Raw genomic sequence first — 16,624 nt, 5'->3', positions numbered from 1 at the left:
CGTCAACCGGCCGGGCGGTGGGTTTCAGGCCTCGGCGTGGGTGCAGTGCCGCCGCACCGGACAGGCATCACAGCGCGGCCGAGGCCGGCAGCGCTCCTTGCCATGTTCCACGATCAGCGCATGCAGGTCGTTCAGCGCCGCCACATCCGGCCCCAGTGCCACCTCGACGTGCTCGCGCAGCGCATCGTACGGAGCCCGTGCCTGCGGCAGGTCCAGACGTTCGAACAACCGGCGGGTATAGGCATCCACCACGAACACCGGGCGCTCGAAGGCGTACAGCACGATATCGTCGGCGGTCTCCGGCCCGACACCCTTGACCCCCAGCAGCGCCGCGCGCAGCGCGTCGGTGTCCAGCGCCGCCAGACCCTCGATCCCGCCGGACGCCTCCAGGAAGGCCAGCAGGTGGCGCAGGCGATCCGCCTTCACGTTGAAATAGCCACTGGGACGAATGTGTTCGGCCAACTCTTCCCGGCTCAGGGCCATCAAGCCCTCCGGCGACAGCGCGTCGATACCGCGCAAGTTGGCCAGCGCCTTCTCGACGTTGGTCCAGCTGGTGTTCTGCGTCAGCACCGCGCCGACCATCACCTCGAACGCAGTCTCCGCCGGCCACCACTGCAGGTCGCCGTACTCCGCGCGCAGGGCATCCAGGAGCTCGGGGATCCGCACAGGAGCTACCGCTGACGGCTACCGCCCGGTTTGCCACCGCCGCCCGAGCGGCCGCCGGGTCGACCTCCCGCAAGCTTCGCGCCCCGGGAGCCGCCGCGACCCGCGGGGGACGAAGACTTGCCCGGCTTCTTCGGCGGCGACGAACTCCAGCCGTCCTCGCGCGCCGCCCGGCTGGTGCGGGCCTTGCCCGCCGGCGCCGCCTTGCCGGGGCGTTGATCCCGCGGTTTGCCGCGCGGATCGCGTCGCGGGCCGCCGCGACCGCGCGTGCGCACGGAGTCCGGCACGGGCAGGTCCGCCGCCTCGTACAACCCGGCCACCTCGCGGGTCTCCAGATCCCGCACCGCACCGGTCTTCAGCCCGTGCCCGAGGACCACCGGCCCGTAGCGCACCCGGATCAGGCGGCTGACCGTGACCCCGACCGCATCCCACAGGCGGCGCACCAGCCGGTTGCGGCCTTCGCTGACCACCACATGAAACCAGTGATTGGCGCCTTCCCCACCCTGCTCTTCCAGACTGTCGAAACGGGCCGCGCCATCCTCCAGTTCCACGCCTTCGCGCAGCATGTCCTGGGTCGCCGGCGGCACCTCGCCCAGCACGCGCACCGCGTACTCGCGTTCCAGGGCCATGCTCGGGTGCATCAGCCGGTTGGCCAGTTCGCCATCGGTGGTGAACAGCAACAGGCCCGAGGTATTCAGGTCCAGCCGTCCCACGGCCACCCAGCGCTGCCCCTTCAACCGCGGCAGGCTGGCAAACACCGGCCGCCGCCCCTCGGGGTCCGAGCGGCTGCAGATCTCGCCCACCGGCTTGTGATACACGATCCACCGATGCGGATGCTCCGGGCGCCGCACGATGCGCCCGCGCACGCGGATCACGTCGTGCTCGTCGACCTGGTCGCCCAGCTTCACGGTGCGGTTGTTCACCTGCACCTCGCCGCGCTCGATCCAGCCCTCGATCTCGCGCCGCGAACCCAGCCCGCGCGCCGCCAGGACCTTCTGTACCCGCTCCGACATTCCCGGAACTCCAGCAACTCATTAAGATGGACGCCACGATACACCAACAGGACGTTGCCATGACCGATTCCGCGCCGGAAACCACGCCCGTCAAGACACCGCTGAACATCTCCGTGCTCACCGTCTCCGACAGCCGCGAACTCGCGGAGGATCGCTCCGGCGACGCCCTGGTGGAACGCCTTGAAAGCGCCGGTCACCGGCTGGCCGAGCGCAAGATCGTGAAGGACGACATCTATGCCATCCGCGCCGAACTCTCGCGCTGGATCGCCGATCCCGATATCGACGCGGTGCTGACCACCGGCGGCACCGGCATTACCGGCCGCGACGGCACCCCCGAGGCCGTATCGGTCCTGCTGGACAAGACCATCGAGGGCTTCGGCGAGCTGTTCCGCATGCTCTCCTTCGACGAGATCGGAACCTCCAGCCTGCAGTCGCGCGCCCTGTCCGGCGTCGCCAACGGGACCTATCTCTTCGTGCTTCCGGGCTCCACCGGCGCCTGCCGCACCGCCTGGGACCGCATCATCCAGGCCCAGCTCGACGACCGCACCATGCCCTGCAACCTCACCATGCTGATGCCGCGCCTGAAGGAAGTTTGACGAGACACGATCAATCCGGGGCCGGCCCGGACTCGTCGGGCGCGAAGCATGCCGGCGAGGCGCGCTCGCCCGTTGGTTCCTCCTCGGCCCGTTCGGCGTCGAGGAGAGCGCGCAGCACCGCCGCATGGCTGTGCTCGACGTCCCGGGTCGCCGTCAGCAGCGTCAGGCGGCCGCGACGGGAAAACCCCAGCAAGCGGCCCCAGGCCTCGGGCGCCGCTCCCAGTTCCGCCCGGTACCGGCGACAGAACTCGCGCCAGCGCTCCACATCGTGGCCGAACCAGCGCCGCAGGTCGGTGGACGGAGCGAGCAACTTTTCCCAGGCGTCCAGCAGGAGCGCCGACTTTTTCACCCCGCGCGGCCACAGGCGGTCGACCAGCACACGCGTCCCATCCCCGGGATCGACCGGGTCGTAGACGCGCCGGATCCGCACCCGTTCCATGCGGCGATTACCGGTCCACGTGAGTCTGCAACCAGTACTCCAGCAGGGCCGCGTGCCAGAGCTTGGAGCCCTGGATGCGGGTGAAGTACTGATCGGGCGCATCCAGCAGCTTGTCGATGTAGGCCGGCTGATAGAGGCCCCGCTCGCGCGAGGCGCGCGAGGTGAGGATGTCGCGCATGAACTCGAGGAAGTCACCGCGCACGTACTTCAGCGCCGGCACCGGGAAGTAGCCCTTGGGCCGGTCCAGCACCGCGTCCGGTAGCCGGCCACGAGCGATGCGGCGCAGCACGTCCTTGCCGCCATCGCCCAGCTTCAGATGCGGCGGCATCGCGGCGGCGGTCTCGACCAGCTCGTGGTCCAGGAACGGCACCCGCGCCTCCAGGCCGAAGGCCATGGTCATGTTGTCCACGCGCTTGACCGGGTCGTCCACGATCAGCGTGGTCACGTCCAGCGCCAGCACGGCGTCGATGAAGGAATCCGCGCGGTCGGTCTCCAGTTCGGCGAACTGCTCGCGCAGCCAGTCACCAGTGACGTCGTTCGCCGGCGGGTGACGCAGCATCTCGGCCATCTCCGGATGATCGCGGTCGAAGTAGTGGCGCCGGAAGCGCTCCACCCAGTCGCCATGGCGATCCTCCGCCATCTGCGGATACCAGAAGTAGCCGCCGAAGACCTCATCGGCGCCCTGACCGGACTGCACGACCTTCACATGCTGCGAGACCTGCTCCGAGAGCAGGTAGAACGCGACCGCATCCTGGCCGAACATCGGCTCGGCCATGGCACCCACCGCCTCCGGCAACCGGGCCAGCACCTGGTCGTTGGGGATCAGCGTGGCCTGATGGTCGGTCGCATAGCGCTCCGCGACGGGGTCGGAATACTCGAACTCGGAGCCCTTCTCCTCCGGCTGGTCTTCGAAGCCGACGGTAAAGGTGCGCAGATCCTGCGCACCCTCCTCCATCGCCAGCGCGACCAGCAGGGAGGAATCCAGCCCACCGGAGAGCAGCACGCCGACGGGCACATCGGCCACCTCCAGCCGCTTGCGCACCGCCTGGCGCAGCGAATGCTCGATGCGTTCCTGCCACTCGCCGTCCGATACCGCCTCGGCCGGGCGGTGTGCGTGCAGCGTCCAGTAGCGCTGCAACCGCTCCTGGCCCCGCGCGTCGATGCTCAGGTAGTGCCCCGGCTCCAGCTTGCGGATGCCGCGCAGCACGGTGCGCGGCGCGGGCACCACCGCGTGCAGCGAGAACAGCATGTGCAGGGCCTCCGCATCCAGCTCGGTGTCCACGTCGCCGGCCGCCAGCAGCGCCTGGGTGTTGGAGGCGAAGCGGATGCCCTCACCGACGCGGGCCAGGTACAGCGGCTTGATGCCCATGCGGTCGCGCGCCAGCAACAGACGCTGGGCGTTGCCATCGAACAGTGCGAACGCGAACATCCCATGCAGTCGGGCGACGATGCCCTCGCCCCACTCGGCGTAGCCGCGCAGGATGACCTCGGTGTCGCCGGTGGAGAAGAAGCGGTGGCCGCGTCCTTCCAGTTCGCTGCGCAGCGCACGGAAGTTGTAGATCGCGCCGTTGAACACCAGCGCAAGCCCGGTCTCCGGATCGAACATCGGCTGGTGCGCGCGCTGCGACAGGTCCAGGATCGACAGCCGCCGGTGGCCGAGGGCGACCCGACCAGAAGCCCACAGGCCGTCGGCATCCGGCCCGCGCCGTTCCAGACAGGGCAGCATGCGCGCGACCGCCTCGCCGCTCGCGCGCCGTTCACCCCAGACGAATTCTCCTGCGATCCCGCACATGATTGGTTCCTTGCTGGTTGGGACTTCTTGGGTTGTGCTTCGTGGCCATCGTCCGACGCGGGCGGGGCTTCGCGGGCGAACCCGCCCCCCAAGCGGCGATCAGGACGATCGCTCGGTTCGAAACGCCTGCTCCAGTGCGTCCATCAGGGACTGGCTGGCCGCGCCGGCGCGGTCGCGATCGGCATGCGTAATGTAGAACGGCACCGCATGCCGCGCCCCGGCCTCCAGATTCAGTTCGACCAGGCCTCCCGCGGCAAGATCCTCGGCGATCCGGTCCTCCGGCATCCAGGCGAAGCCGATACCGGAGCGCAGGATCTCGCAGGCCGTACCCATGTGCGACACCGTCCAGCGCTGGTCCGCCTCCACCCAGCCGCCCTCACCGGAGGCCTGGGCACCCGAGTCCCGCACCACGACTTGGCGGTGCGGCTGCAGATCGCGCCGGGTCAGCGGCGCTTCTCCCTGCGCCAGGGAATGCGAAGGGTGCGCCACGCACACCATCGACAACTCGCCCAGGCAGGTCCCGAGGTAGCCGGATGGCAGTTCCGGACCCAGCAGGATGTCCACCGCCGCTTCGCGCAGCAGATCCGGCCCACCGCTCAGCACCACCTCGTGCAGCTGGATGCGAGTGGCCGGGTAGGCCCGTGAGAACCCCTCCAGGGCCCCGATCACCGGCGCCCGCGGCAGGAGCTGATCCACTGCCAACCGGATTTCGGATTCCACCCCGGCGGCCAGCGCACCGGCCAGGGTCTCGATCTCCGCCGCCTCTTCCAGCAGGTGGCCGGCCCGGCGCAACAGCGCCGCCCCGGCCGCGGTAAGCACCGCCTTGCGGCCCTTGATCTCGAAGACGTCGACGCCCAGCTGTTCTTCCAGCTTCTGCACCGCGTGGTTGATGCTCGACGGACTCTTGTGCACCCGTTCCGCAGCACGCGCAAAGCCCCCGGCGTCCACCACCGCCTGCAGCATGCGCCACTGTTCGAGAGTGACGCGGATCAATCTACCCGCTCGCGCTGGTGCCCCGGGTTTCCCGAGACCTGGCGCGGCGCGCCACCGAGCGTGATGCTACCGGCCGGTTTTGGTCTGTCTCGGGTCGCAACACAGGGTCGGGAAACCTGGGGCATCAACCCCACAAACCATTGAATGACGCGCCGCGGCCGCGTTTGCCTTCTAACGTTGGGCCCGCTGACGGCGTGGCGGCTCCCTTGTGCAGAGCGAAGGCATGGCGGTCGCTCTGCCGAGTCAGCGAGCACAATCGACTCGAGCACGAACGGGACCATTGATGCGCGCACCCCTAGTGTTCCTCGGGGCAGCCGCAGCCCGGATTGTGGGTCCGCGCATGCCATTCCTCGCGCATGCGGGCATAGGCCGCGCCGGTCAGCAGGACCAGGTGTACGGTGGAGGGGTAGATCCGCCCGTCCAGGCGCAGGGTCTCGGTGAGTTCGGGGTCGCGGCCTTCCGGGATGTAGAAGAAGTCCACGCCCTCGCGCAGCTGATGCTTGCGCGCCTTGAACAGACGGAAGGCCGTGCCCTTGGGCACGCCGTTCCATGCATCGACCTGGCGCAGACTCAGCGTCGCATACCCGGCATGGATGATCGGCTCCGGCGTCGGACCGGCCGCGGAACCTTCCTGGCCGTGAAACCGTCCCGCGCTACGAGGGTCTTCAACTGTATCGGTATCCATGCTGGCATTATGCCTGCGCGGACATCCCGGCTCATCAAGGACAGCCAATGGAATTTCTTCAGGAATACGGACTTTTCGTCGCCAAGGCCGCCACGGCCGTCATCGCCGGGCTCATTGTGTTGAGTGCGATCGCCGGCCTGGTCGGCCGGTCGCGCGAGGGCAAGCCGGACCGGTTGCACGTCAAACGCCTGAACGATCGTTTCGAGCGGATGGAGAAGACCGTGCGCCGGGCGGTGGAGCGCCGCCGCGGGCGGGTGGAACGCCTGCGCCACTGGGCCGCACGCAAGCTGCCGCGCAAGGGGATGGGGGACTCGACCGCCACAACCGAAACCGAACAGACCGACAATCTCGGTGGCACCCGTTCCGACCGCGAGGCGGATGCCGAACGCTCGCGCGTGTACGTCCTGCGCTTCGACGGTGATATCCGCGCCTCCAGCGTCGAGAGCCTGCGCGAGGAGGTCACCGCCATCCTCACCATGGCGCGACCGGAACAGGACCGCGCCATCGTCTGCCTGGAGAGCCCCGGCGGGCTGGTGCCCTCCTACGGGCTCGCGGCCGCCCAGCTGGCACGCCTGCGCGAAGCCGGGCTGGACCTGACCGTGGCGGTGGACCGCGTCGCCGCCAGCGGCGGCTACATGATGGCGGCGGTCGGTCACCGCATTGTCGCCGCGCCATTCGCGGTGCTCGGCTCGATTGGCGTGGTCGCCCAGATCCCCAACTTTCACCGCTGGTTGTCGCGCAACGATATCGACATCGAACTGCTGACCGCAGGCGAATACAAGCGCACCCTGACCATGCTTGGCGAGAACACTGACGAGGGCCGCAAGAAATTCCGCGAACAACTGGAAGAGGCCCACGAGCTGTTCAAGACCTTTCTCGCCCGCTACCGCCCGCAACTGGACCTGGACCAGGTCGCCACCGGCGAACACTGGTACGGCGAACAGGCCCGCGAGATGGGGCTGGCCGACGAACTGCGCACCAGCGACGATCTGCTGCTGGAGCTGACCCGCGAGGCGGACGTCTTCGAACTGACCTATCACCGCCCGCAGACCCTGGGCCGGCGCATCACCTTTGCGATGGAATCCATCCTCGAGCGCGTTTTGCGCAGCCAGGGGCCGGAAACCCGGATGTAAAGTCCACCTGCCGGGGAACGCTTTGGCGGGCGAGACCGTCAACCTCACACGATCTACTGCAACAATCGGAGTCCCCCATGAAACGAAACAACCACCCATTGACCCGTCTTCTGCTGATCCTGCTGGCCGCCGCCAGTCTCCTGGCCACGCCGCTTGTGGCCGGCGCGGACGACAACCTGCCCTGGGGCTCGGCCGAAAAGATGGACCGGCAGTACGAACCCCGCAAGGTGGTCTACGACGTGTATACCAGCAGCCCCAGCGAGCTGGAGGGCGTACTCGACCGCGTGAGCATGCTGAACAACGTCTACGAGGCGGACCCGTTCGAATCGCACATCGTCCTGGTGCTGCACGGTGCCGAGGTCCCGTATTTCACTCGCGACGAGTTTGGCGAGCACGAGGAACTGATGCGTCGCGCGCGCTCGCTCACCCAGTCCGGCAATATCGAGTTCCGCATGTGCGAGGCCTCGGCGCGCCTGCGCGGCATCGACGTGGAAGACGTGCATGGCTTCGTGAACGTCGTACCGATGGCCGATGCCGAGATCATCGAACTGCAGCACGAAGGCTATCTGCTGATGCAGTAATCCTCGAACGGTGTTCGGCCACCCAGGGCCGAACACCGTGCACGGGCGTTGTCCCACGACCCGATCACGCTTCCGTGGACCGGTCGCTGAAAATTCTGCATGGGTCGTCTACCTTTTCCGGACGCGCTGACGAAACCACCCGGTCGATCGTCGCCACTCGCTCGACGCACCCATTATTACTGCACAAGGACTTTGTCATGAAGAAGACGCTACTGACCGCGCTGTTGCCCCTGGCCCTGATCGCGACCCCGGCGCTGGCCGCCGACGTACCCGGGATGATCGCCAAGGCCAGCCCGCATTCCGCCTCCGAGACCCTGGATCGGCTGGAGAATGCCCTGGAAGCCAACGATATCGGCGTCGCCCTGCGCTGGGACCACGCCGCCAAGGCTGACGGCGTGGATATCGAACTCGGCCCGACCGAACTCCTGATGTTCGGCAACCCGGCGCTCGGCAGCCACTTGTTCACCAGCCAGCAGACCGCCGGCATCGACCTGCCGATGAAGGCGCTGGCGTGGACCGACGCAGACGGCCAGACCTGGCTCGCCTACAACGATCCGGAATGGATGGCCGAGCGCCACGGCATCGACGACCGCGATGACATCCTCGATACCATGAGCAACGCGCTGGACAATCTGACCAACGCAGCAATCGCCGAGGACTGAGCACCTGCTCGATCCCCGCCGCACGGGCGCAGCCCTGCTGAGGTTCACTCGCGCCGGGCGGGCGATTGGTTATAGTGAGGCTTCCATCCTTTCCGGGAGCCGACGTGGATCGCCCGTCCCCTTCCAGCCAGACCTCACCCGACATCCGCGACCGGCCCATCCTCGGCTGGCGCGAATGGGTCGGCCTGCCCGACCTCGGCATCCCCGCGATCAAGTGCAAGGTCGACACCGGAGCCCGCAGTTCGGCGCTGCATACCTTCCAGATCGAACCCTTCACGCGTGATGACCACGAGTGGGTGCGCTTCGGCATCCACCCCCACCAGCATGATAGCGAGACCGAAGTCTGGTGCGAGGCACCGGTGCTGGATGTCCGCAAGGTGACGGATTCCGGCGGGCACACCGGGGAGCGCTACTTCATCGCCACCCGGGTGCAACTCGGTGCCGTAGTACTGCCAGTTGAACTCTCCCTGACCAGCCGCGATACCATGCTCTTTCGCATGCTGCTCGGCCGCGAGGCCATGCGCGGTCGCTTTCTTGTCGACCCCCAGGCCTCGTTTGTCGCCAGCCACCGACCGCAAATCCCTACAGCCCAGCAGGCGCCTGAATGAAACTCGGCATCCTTTCGCGCAACAGCAAACTCTATTCCACCCGACGCCTGGTCGAGGCGGCCGAACAGCGCGGCCACGAGGTCCGTGTGGTGGATCCGTTGCGCTGCTACATGAACATCACCGCGCACAGCCCGCAGATCCACTACAAGGGCGACATCCTCGACCAGTTCAACGCGGTCATCCCGCGGATCGGGGCATCGATCACCTTCTACGGGACCGCGATCCTGCGCCAGTTCGAGATGATGAACGTCTACCCGCTGAACGAGTCGGTGGCCATCTCGCGTTCGCGCGACAAACTGCGCAGCCTCCAGTTGCTCTCGCGCCGCGGCATCGGCCTGCCGGTGACCGGGTTTGCCCACTCGCCGGATGACATCGATGACCTGCTGGCGACCGTGGGCGGCGCGCCCTGCGTGATCAAGCTGCTGGAAGGTACGCAGGGGCTGGGCGTGGTACTCGCCGAGACCAAGCAGGCGGCCGAGAGCGTGATCCAGGCCTTCATGGGCCTGAAGCAGCACATCCTGGTGCAGGAATACATCCAGGAGGCCAAGGGCTCGGATATCCGCTGCTTTGTGATCGGCGACAAGGTGGTCGCGGCGATGAAGCGCCAGGCCAAGGACGGCGAGTTCCGCTCCAACCTGCACCGCGGCGGCAGCGCCTCCCTGTGCCGCATCACCCCGGAAGAACGTGCCACCGCGGTACGCGCGGCCAAGGTCATGGGCCTGAACGTCTGTGGCGTGGATCTGCTGCGCTCCAACCATGGCGCGGTGGTGATGGAGGTGAACTCCTCGCCCGGCCTGGAGGGCATCGAGAATGCCTCGGGCAAGGACGTGGCGGGCATGATCATCGAGTTCATCGAGAAGAACGCCAAGCCCAACCGGACGAAGACCAAAGGGAGCGGCTAGTGTCCTCGAGTCGCAAGGCTACACGTCACTCGCAGCGGGTGGACCGCACGCAAGAACGACCCGCGCGTGCGTTTGCACATTGTTCGGTGGCTCCCTGATGCCCGGCATACCCCGGTCGCTGCGCAACAAGCCGATCACCATTGGTGGCACCACCGTCCGCCCCGGCGAGCGGCGCACGGTGGAACTGGAACTGGGAGCGCTGTACACCCACACCCCGACCAACATGCCGGTACAGGTGCTGTGCGGTCGGCGCAAAGGGCCCGTGCTGTTTGTCAGCGCCGCCATCCACGGCGACGAGATCAACGGCGTCGAGATCATCCGCCGCCTGCTCAAAGTGCCGGCCCTGCGGCGCATGAAGGGAACCCTGATTGCCATCCCTGTGGTCAACATGCACGGCTTCATCAACCAGAGCCGCTACCTGCCCGACCGGCGTGACCTGAACCGCTGTTTCCCCGGCTCGCAGAAAGGCTCACTGGGGGCTCGCGTTGCGCGCCTGTTCATGCGCGAAATCGTGCAGAACAGTACCCATGGCATCGACCTGCACACCGGCGCCATCCACCGCTCCAACCTGCCGCAGATCCGCGCCAACCTCGATCACGCCGAGACCCTCGACCTGGCGCGCGCCTTCGGGGCCCCGGTGATTCTCAACTCGGCCCTGCGCGACGGCTCCCTGCGCGAGGCCGCCGCGGCGGGGTGCACGGCATCATCGAGGTGATGCGCCATCTGGGCATGCTGCCGGCCGTACGCCGGCGCCCGCGCAAGGAACCCATCATGGCGCGCACCAGCGGCTGGGTCCGCGCGCCCCAAAGCGGCATCCTGCGCACCTTCGTGCGCCACGGGGACCGCGTGGTCCGCGACCAGACCCGCCTGGCGATCATCTCCGACCCGTTTGGCGAAACCGAGACCGAGATCCTCGCCCCGGCCTCCGGCATCATCATTGGTCAGCTCAACCTGCCGCTGATCAACGAGGGCGATGCGCTGTTCCACATCGCCCAGTTCAACCGTACGGACCTCGCCGTGGAACGCCTGGAGACCTTTCAGGAAAACCTGGAGGCCAGCGACTACCCCTACGCCGATCAGCAGCGGCTCGAGACACCCTGAAGGAGACGCTGAGGGACACGCCGGGGCGCGGCTCTTGCGCCGGCTATCAGGCTCAGTGGCCGATGTCCTCGTGCCACAGCTCGGGGTGCGTCTCGATAAACGAACGCATCAGTTCGCGGCAGCCCGGGTCCTGGACTACGTCCACCTGGATGCCGTGACCGCGCAACCACGCCTCCTCCCCCAGGAACGACTCGTTCTCCCCGATCACCACTCGCGGAATGCCGTAGAGGACGATCGCGCCGCTACACATCGCGCAGGGCGAGAGCGTGGTATAGAGCGTGCATTCGCGATACACCTGCGCCGACTGCCGGCCGGCCTTCTCCAGCGCATCCATCTCCGCATGCAGGATCGCGCTGCCCTGCTGCACTCGCCGGTTGTGCCCGCGCCCAATCACCTCGCCCCGGTGCACCAGCACCGACCCGATCGGGATCCCCGCCTCGCCCAGCCCCGTACGCGCTTCGTCGAGCGCCATCTCCAGAAACGGATCCATCGTCGTCACCCAGTTGTCGCAACGAACTCAGGCTGACGGTAGACGATATGGCATTGCAAGATCGATCCGACCCACGCGTGAGACGCTGATGGAACGGGCGTCAGATGTGGGCGCTGAACTGGCCCCGCCGCGGCTGGCCGAGCAGATGGAGGAAATCCGTTTCGCGCAGCCGGACGAGCGACTCGTGATCGCCAGCCTCGAAATACACGTTGCGCTGTTCCAGCATACTGTCATCAAGCAGGGTTTCCAGCCCGTAAGCGGCACCCAGAGCGGGGATTGCGCCGCGTTCGCAGTCAGCAAAGACGCTGGCCACCTCGTCCTCGGTAGCCAGGCCCACGTGCTCGCCCAACAACCGGTGCAACTGCCCCAGTTTTACGCGGCGCGTGGCCGGCACGACGGCCAATCGGTACTGTCCATCCTCCTCGACCAGCAACACCGCCTTGGCCACGGCGTCGCCCGGGATATGGGCCGCCTCGGCCGTGCGACTGGCCGAGTTCGAATGCGGATGGGGCACCAGCTGGTAGGTCACCGCATGCTCGTCCAGAAAGTTGTTCAGGGTCCTGGGGATACTCATGGCGCGCCCTCCGCAGTGCCTTCCTTCGACTATAGACCTCATCGGGATCGCCCACGTCTGCACGGATCGGACAGGTCGGTACAATCAGGAACATGACTGCCTTTTCCGTACTCGACCTCGCCCCGATCACCGCTGACGGGGACGCCACCCATGCGTTGCACAACACCCTCGATCTTGCGCAACACGCCGAGGCCCTCGGCTTCCAGCGCTACTGGCTGGCGGAACACCACAACATGCCCGGCATCGCCAGCGCAGCCACGGCGGTGGTGATCGGCCAAGTCGCAGCGGCCACACAGCGCATTCGGGTGGGTGCCGGCGGCATCATGCTGCCGAACCATGCCCCGCTGGTGATCGCCGAACAGTTCGGCACCCTGAACGCGCTGTATCCGGGCCGCATTGACCTCGGGGTGGGGCGCGCCCCCGGCACCGACCCGACCACCGCGCGCGCCCTGCGCCGGGCCCCGGATATCGACCCGGACCAGTTCCCGCGCGACGTCGCCGAGCTGCTGGGCTATTTCGACGACCCCCAGCCGGACCAGGTGATCCGCGCCATCCCCGGCGCCGGCCAGCACGTGCCCGTCTGGATCCTCGGTTCCAGCCTGTTCGGTGCCCAGCTGGCCGCGCAGATGGGCCTGCCGTATGCGTTTGCCTCGCACTTCGCCCCCGGGCATTTGATGAACGCCCTGGAGCTGTACCGCAGCCAGTTCCGGCCTTCCGCATGGCTGGATCGCCCCTATGCGATGCTCGGCTACAACGTGTATGCCGCCGACACCGACGCCGCGGCGCGGACGCTGGCCAGTTCCATGGAACAGGCCTTTGTCAGCCTGCGGCGGGGTCGGCCCGAACCGATCCAGCCGCCGATCGAGGGCTACCGCGAACGCCTCGACCGCGCCGAACGCGCGATCGTCGAACAGACCATGGCCTGTTCCGCGATCGGCTCGCCGGATACGGTCGAAGAGGAGATCCGCCGGTTTCTCGAGCAGACCGGCGCCGACGAGCTGATCGTGACCACCTCCACCTTCGACCATGCGGCGCGCCGGCGCTCGCTGGAACTGACCGCGGAGGTGCGCGACCGCATCGCTAGATAAGCGCGGGTCGCCGGTTCACCTGACCGGAATGCGTACCCTATGCTTGAGACAAGGGCCGTAGTAGCCGAGACCATTCAGCACGGGAGAGACACATGCGCGTCAAGGTTCGCGGCGTCACCATCGAATGCACCATGGGCGACATCGCCGCCCAGCGCGACATGGACGCGGTCGTCAATGCCGCCAACGCCTGGCTGCGGCCCGGCGGCGGCGTGGCCGGGGCCATCCACCGCGCTGCGGGGCCCGGCCTGGAGCGTGAATGCCAGCCCCTGGCCCCGATCGAGCCCGGCCAGGCCGTACTGACCGATGCCCACAACCTGCCCAATCGCTTTGTGATCCACTGCCTGGGACCGGTCTACGGGCACGACGAATCGGCCAGCCGGTTGCTGGCTGCCTGCTATCGCAACGCCCTCACCCGCGCCGAAGAGGCCGGGGCCTACAGCATCGCATTTCCCGCGCTGTCCACCGGGGCCTTCGGCTACCCCGTCGAGGAAGCCGCGCGCATCGCCCTGGAAACCGTGATCGCCGCCACGCCCAGACTGGATGCCGTCGGCCATGTCCGCTTCGTGCTGCACACCAAGGATGATCACGACATCCACGTCCGGATCCTGGAGGAACTGACCGCATGATCGCGGCCGGGCGCAGCGCAATCCCAAGCGACGATGGCCTGGCGCTCTTCACCGACTTCTACGAGCTCTCCATGCTCCAGGCCTATTTCGAAGAAGGCCTGTACGAACCAGCGGTCTTTAGCCTGTTCGTACGCCGCCTGCCGCAACGGCGCAACTATCTCCTGGCCTGCGGACTCGATACGGTGCTGGAACAACTCGAAGGCCTCCGTTTCGAGCCGTCGGATCTCGACTACCTGGCCGGCCTCAACCGCTTCTCCGAACGGTTCCTGCGCTGGCTGGAGGCTTTCCGCTTCACCGGCACGGTCCGCGCCGTGCCCGAGGGGACCCCGGTCTTCGCCAACGAGCCCATCCTCGAGGTCACCGCGCCACTCCCCGAGGCCCAGCTGATCGAGACCCTGGTGATGAACCAGATTCATCTGCAAACGGTGCAGGCCAGCAAGGCCGCCCGCCTGGTGGCCACGGCCGACGGGCGGCCGGTGGTCGATTTCGGGGCGCGCCGCATGCACGGGCTGGATGCGGCCTTGAAGGGTGCACGCGCCTTCCATGTCGCGGGCGTCGCCAGCACCTCCAATGTACTGGCGGGCAAGCAGTACGGCGTACCGGTGAGTGGCACCATGGCCCACAGCTACATCCAGGCGCACCATGACGAAGCCGAGGCCTTCGGCGCCTTTGCCCGTCTCTATCCGGAAACGGTGCTGCTAGTCGATACCTACGACACCCTCGAAGGGGTGCGCCGGGTCATCAAGCTGAGCGGTGAGCTGGGCGATGACTTCCGCGTACACGCCGTCCGCCTCGACTCCGGCGACCTGGGAGAACTGGCCCGCCAGGCGCGGCGGATGCTGGATGAAGCGGGCCTGCAACAAGTCGGGATCTTCGCCAGCGGCGGGCTCGACGAACACCTGATTGCCGAGCTACTGGCACACGGCGCACCGATCGATGCCTTCGGGGTCGGCACCAGCATGGGCATTGCCCCCGATGCCCCCGACCTGGACATTGCCTACAAGCTGGCCGAATACGCCGGCGAAGGGCGTCTCAAGCTCTCCAGCGGCAAGCCCATCCTGCCCGGTGCCAAGCAGATCTATCGCCGCCGGGAAGGCAACCGGTTCGCGGGCGACACCATCGGACGCCAGGACGAGACCCAGCCCGGGGAGCCGCTGCTGCAGCCCGTGATGCGTGACGGCCAGCGCCTGCCGGGCCATTCTCGTGACCTGGATACACTGCGCGAATATGCCCGGGCTCAGCTGGAACAACTGCCCCCCGGGATCCGCGCCATCGAGCCCGCCGAAACGCCGTATCCCGTAGCCATCAGTCCCGCGCTGCAGGCACACCAGGATGCAGTGACCCGCACCATCCAGGCCCGCTACGCCGCATCGGGTCGAACGTCCGAAACTGGAGACGGAGACCACTCAAATGACTGACGATCCGCGCAATCACCTGCAAGCCGGCGACGCCCTGCTGGTGATCCACGTACAGAACGATTTCTGCCCCGGCGGCGCGCTGGCTATCGAGCACGGGGATACCGTGATCCCGGTACTCAACCGCTGGCTGGAGGCGGCCGCCGCGCTGGATATTCCGGTGTATGCCTCGCGCGACTGGCACCCAGCCGGGCATGCGAGCTTCGTGGAACAAGGCGGGCCCTGGCCCCCGCACTGCCTGCAGGATTCGCCCGGGGCACGCTTCCACGCCGATCTGGCCCTGCCGGCCGGCACCGTCAAGGTCACCACGGGGGTACGCTTCGACCAGGACCAGTACTCCGCCTTCGACCAGACCGGGCTGGCGGGCGAACTGCGCAACCGGGGTGTGAAACGCATCTGGATGGGCGGACTGGCCCTGGACGTATGCGTTGCGGCAACCGCCCTGGGCGCACGCGAGGAAGGATTTGACGTTCACCTGATCCCTTATGCCTCGCTGCCGATTTCGCCGCAGGGCGGCACGGAGGCGCGCGCGAAGATGAGGGCAGCGGGCGTGGAGATCGCCGAGCATGGCTGAACCCGGCAAGATGCCCGTGCAGTTGATCTCGGTCGAGGAAGTGGTCCGCCGCGCCGACGACCTGGCACGCCAGATACGGGCCAGCGACTTTCGGCCGGACACGATCGTGGCCATCGCCCGCGGCGGATTCATGCCCGCGCGCTTTTTGTGCGACTTCCTCCACGTGCACAAGCTGCTCAGCCTGAAGGTCGAACACTACACCTCGGGGGCGCGTGAAAAACAGCGAGCGGCGGTGACGGTCCCGCTGGCCGGAGATGTGCGCGGTGAACAGGTCCTGCTGGTGGACGACGTCAACGACTCCGGCGACACCCTGGTGGCCGCCCGCCCCCACTTGGAGGGCTTCGAGCCGGCCGCCGTGCGCACCGCCGTGCTGCATGAAAAGGCCAGCACCCAGTGCCCCGCCAATTTCCACAGTCAGGCCGTGCAGGAGTGGCGCTGGATCCTCTACCCCTGGGCCGTCATCGAGGACGTCGGCCAGTTCACCCGCGAGATGGACCCACCCCCGACCACCGCCACCGAGCTGCGCACGCGTCTGCAGCAGGACTACGGCCTCGAGCTCGACGCGACCCAGTTGGACCGCGTAATCCGCTATAACGACCTGCCCTTTTCCGCGTAGGACGACGCGGACCGGGATCCGCCCGGGTTGGCAATCGGGTTCGGGGAACGGATGATATGGACCCAACCCGGTC

Annotated in this window: 19 protein-coding genes and 1 pseudogene; 12 read left to right on the top strand and 8 right to left on the bottom strand. The window is 67.4% G+C overall.

Features of this window, described 5'->3' with window-relative positions; genetic code table 11:
* Window positions 1-24 precede the first annotated feature (24 nt).
* Entirely contained in the window at window positions 25-666 is a 642-nt protein-coding gene (locus tag B0684_RS04540; protein ID WP_018175765.1) for an endonuclease III domain-containing protein, read from the bottom strand.
* Window positions 667-671: 5 nt separating this feature from the next.
* Window positions 672-1,676 carry a 23S rRNA pseudouridine(2605) synthase RluB gene (gene rluB / locus B0684_RS04535; protein WP_018649953.1) on the bottom strand — a complete coding sequence of 335 codons (1,005 nt, stop codon included), beginning with the start codon at window positions 1,674-1,676 and terminating at the stop codon, window positions 672-674.
* Window positions 1,677-1,735: 59 nt separating this feature from the next.
* On the opposite strand from rluB, the gene moaB reads away from it, so the two are divergent.
* Window positions 1,736-2,272, top strand: a complete 537-nt coding sequence (gene moaB / locus B0684_RS04530; protein ID WP_026313036.1) for a molybdenum cofactor biosynthesis protein B — start codon at window positions 1,736-1,738, stop codon at window positions 2,270-2,272.
* Window positions 2,273-2,282: 10 nt separating this feature from the next.
* On the opposite strand, the gene B0684_RS04525 is transcribed toward moaB, so the two are convergent.
* The 4 genes from B0684_RS04525 to B0684_RS04510 all read right to left on the bottom strand — a co-directional run bounded on the left by B0684_RS04525 (window position 2,283) and on the right by B0684_RS04510 (window position 6,181).
* A complete protein-coding gene (locus tag B0684_RS04525; RefSeq protein ID WP_018649951.1) occupies window positions 2,283-2,711 on the bottom strand; it encodes a DUF488 domain-containing protein in 429 nt (142 codons plus the stop codon).
* 7 nt (window positions 2,712-2,718) lie between these two features.
* Window positions 2,719-4,503, bottom strand: coding sequence for an N-acetylglutaminylglutamine amidotransferase (locus B0684_RS04520; protein ID WP_018649950.1), 1,785 nt, complete (start codon window positions 4,501-4,503; stop codon window positions 2,719-2,721).
* 99 nt (window positions 4,504-4,602) lie between these two features.
* The gene (locus B0684_RS04515; protein WP_269844074.1) at window positions 4,603-5,496 is read right to left on the bottom strand and encodes a LysR family transcriptional regulator; all 894 of its coding nucleotides are present in this window, start codon (window positions 5,494-5,496) and stop codon (window positions 4,603-4,605) included.
* Window positions 5,497-5,791: 295 nt separating this feature from the next.
* Window positions 5,792-6,181, bottom strand: a complete 390-nt coding sequence (locus B0684_RS04510; protein WP_018144190.1) for a hypothetical protein — start codon at window positions 6,179-6,181, stop codon at window positions 5,792-5,794.
* Between the two features lie 47 nt (window positions 6,182-6,228).
* Here B0684_RS04510 and sohB point away from each other — a divergent pair, with 47 nt between their 5' ends.
* From sohB to B0684_RS04480, 6 genes and pseudogenes are all read left to right on the top strand, one after another.
* Window positions 6,229-7,314 (top strand): protease SohB, encoded by a 1,086-nt coding sequence (gene sohB, locus B0684_RS04505; protein WP_018649948.1) that lies wholly within the window; start codon window positions 6,229-6,231, stop codon window positions 7,312-7,314.
* Window positions 7,315-7,391: 77 nt separating this feature from the next.
* Window positions 7,392-7,895: a DsrE family protein gene (locus B0684_RS04500; protein ID WP_018649947.1), complete on the top strand. Its 504-nt coding sequence runs from the start codon at window positions 7,392-7,394 to the stop codon at window positions 7,893-7,895.
* A gap of 197 nt (window positions 7,896-8,092) precedes the next feature.
* Window positions 8,093-8,557 carry a DUF302 domain-containing protein gene (locus B0684_RS04495; RefSeq protein ID WP_018649946.1) on the top strand — a complete coding sequence of 155 codons (465 nt, stop codon included), beginning with the start codon at window positions 8,093-8,095 and terminating at the stop codon, window positions 8,555-8,557.
* A 104-nt stretch (window positions 8,558-8,661) separates the two neighbouring features.
* Window positions 8,662-9,165 (top strand): ATP-dependent zinc protease family protein, encoded by a 504-nt coding sequence (locus tag B0684_RS04490; protein WP_018649945.1) that lies wholly within the window; start codon window positions 8,662-8,664, stop codon window positions 9,163-9,165.
* Complete coding sequence (gene rimK, locus B0684_RS04485; RefSeq protein WP_018144195.1) at window positions 9,162-10,067, top strand: 30S ribosomal protein S6--L-glutamate ligase; 906 nt, start codon at window positions 9,162-9,164, stop codon at window positions 10,065-10,067. Before B0684_RS04490 ends, rimK begins: the two co-directional genes overlap by 4 nt.
* A 97-nt stretch (window positions 10,068-10,164) precedes the next feature.
* Window positions 10,165-11,168 (top strand): annotated as a pseudogene (locus B0684_RS04480) (succinylglutamate desuccinylase/aspartoacylase family protein).
* Between the two features lie 52 nt (window positions 11,169-11,220).
* On the opposite strand, the gene B0684_RS04475 reads toward B0684_RS04480, so the two are convergent.
* Complete coding sequence (locus B0684_RS04475) at window positions 11,221-11,658, bottom strand: nucleoside deaminase (protein ID WP_018144197.1); 438 nt, start codon at window positions 11,656-11,658, stop codon at window positions 11,221-11,223.
* 100 nt (window positions 11,659-11,758) lie between these two features.
* Window positions 11,759-12,232: an aminoacyl-tRNA deacylase gene (locus tag B0684_RS04470; RefSeq protein ID WP_018649943.1), complete on the bottom strand. Its 474-nt coding sequence runs from the start codon at window positions 12,230-12,232 to the stop codon at window positions 11,759-11,761.
* Between the two features lie 92 nt (window positions 12,233-12,324).
* Between B0684_RS04470 and B0684_RS04465 the strand changes: the two genes are divergently transcribed.
* The 5 genes from B0684_RS04465 (at window position 12,325) to B0684_RS04445 (ending at window position 16,551) form a co-directional block, all read left to right on the top strand.
* Window positions 12,325-13,320: an LLM class flavin-dependent oxidoreductase gene (locus B0684_RS04465; RefSeq protein WP_018649942.1), complete on the top strand. Its 996-nt coding sequence runs from the start codon at window positions 12,325-12,327 to the stop codon at window positions 13,318-13,320.
* A gap of 92 nt (window positions 13,321-13,412) precedes the next feature.
* On the top strand, window positions 13,413-13,946 hold the full coding sequence (locus B0684_RS04460; RefSeq protein ID WP_018649941.1) for a macro domain-containing protein: 534 nt from the start codon (window positions 13,413-13,415) through the stop codon (window positions 13,944-13,946).
* Window positions 13,943-15,364 carry a nicotinate phosphoribosyltransferase gene (locus tag B0684_RS04455; protein WP_018649940.1) on the top strand — a complete coding sequence of 474 codons (1,422 nt, stop codon included), beginning with the start codon at window positions 13,943-13,945 and terminating at the stop codon, window positions 15,362-15,364. The genes B0684_RS04460 and B0684_RS04455 overlap by 4 nt, the downstream gene beginning before the upstream one ends.
* A complete protein-coding gene (locus B0684_RS04450; protein WP_018170068.1) occupies window positions 15,357-15,935 on the top strand; it encodes an isochorismatase family protein in 579 nt (192 codons plus the stop codon). Before B0684_RS04455 ends, B0684_RS04450 begins: the two co-directional genes overlap by 8 nt.
* Window positions 15,928-16,551 (top strand): phosphoribosyltransferase, encoded by a 624-nt coding sequence (locus tag B0684_RS04445; protein WP_018170069.1) that lies wholly within the window; start codon window positions 15,928-15,930, stop codon window positions 16,549-16,551. The genes B0684_RS04450 and B0684_RS04445 overlap by 8 nt, the downstream gene beginning before the upstream one ends.
* Window positions 16,552-16,624: the final 73 nt, after the last annotated feature.

This window comes from Thioalkalivibrio versutus (assembly GCF_001999325.1).
GTDB classification, from domain to species: domain Bacteria; phylum Pseudomonadota; class Gammaproteobacteria; order Ectothiorhodospirales; family Ectothiorhodospiraceae; genus Thioalkalivibrio; species Thioalkalivibrio versutus.
The sequence above is the reverse complement of the archived record's forward strand: the minus strand, read 5'-3'. Positions and strand labels throughout refer to the sequence as shown.

Bases quoted from the DNA above. Each gene is read 5' to 3' on its own strand.
- rluB (WP_018649953.1), bottom strand. From the start codon at position 1,676: ATGTCGGAGCGGGTACAGAAGGTCCTGGCGGCGCGCGGGCTGGGTTCG.
- moaB (WP_026313036.1), top strand. From the start codon at position 1,736: ATGACCGATTCCGCGCCGGAAACCACGCCCGTCAAGACACCGCTGAAC.
- B0684_RS04525 (WP_018649951.1), bottom strand. From the start codon at position 2,711: ATGGAACGGGTGCGGATCCGGCGCGTCTACGACCCGGTCGATCCCGGG.
- B0684_RS04520 (WP_018649950.1), bottom strand. From the start codon at position 4,503: ATGTGCGGGATCGCAGGAGAATTCGTCTGGGGTGAACGGCGCGCGAGC.
- B0684_RS04510 (WP_018144190.1), bottom strand. From the start codon at position 6,181: ATGGATACCGATACAGTTGAAGACCCTCGTAGCGCGGGACGGTTTCAC.
- sohB (WP_018649948.1), top strand. From the start codon at position 6,229: ATGGAATTTCTTCAGGAATACGGACTTTTCGTCGCCAAGGCCGCCACG.
- B0684_RS04500 (WP_018649947.1), top strand. From the start codon at position 7,392: ATGAAACGAAACAACCACCCATTGACCCGTCTTCTGCTGATCCTGCTG.
- B0684_RS04495 (WP_018649946.1), top strand. From the start codon at position 8,093: ATGAAGAAGACGCTACTGACCGCGCTGTTGCCCCTGGCCCTGATCGCG.
- rimK (WP_018144195.1), top strand. From the start codon at position 9,162: ATGAAACTCGGCATCCTTTCGCGCAACAGCAAACTCTATTCCACCCGA.
- B0684_RS04475 (WP_018144197.1), bottom strand. From the start codon at position 11,658: ATGGATCCGTTTCTGGAGATGGCGCTCGACGAAGCGCGTACGGGGCTG.
- B0684_RS04470 (WP_018649943.1), bottom strand. From the start codon at position 12,232: ATGAGTATCCCCAGGACCCTGAACAACTTTCTGGACGAGCATGCGGTG.
- B0684_RS04465 (WP_018649942.1), top strand. From the start codon at position 12,325: ATGACTGCCTTTTCCGTACTCGACCTCGCCCCGATCACCGCTGACGGG.
- B0684_RS04460 (WP_018649941.1), top strand. From the start codon at position 13,413: ATGCGCGTCAAGGTTCGCGGCGTCACCATCGAATGCACCATGGGCGAC.
- B0684_RS04455 (WP_018649940.1), top strand. From the start codon at position 13,943: ATGATCGCGGCCGGGCGCAGCGCAATCCCAAGCGACGATGGCCTGGCG.
- B0684_RS04450 (WP_018170068.1), top strand. From the start codon at position 15,357: ATGACTGACGATCCGCGCAATCACCTGCAAGCCGGCGACGCCCTGCTG.
- B0684_RS04445 (WP_018170069.1), top strand. From the start codon at position 15,928: ATGGCTGAACCCGGCAAGATGCCCGTGCAGTTGATCTCGGTCGAGGAA.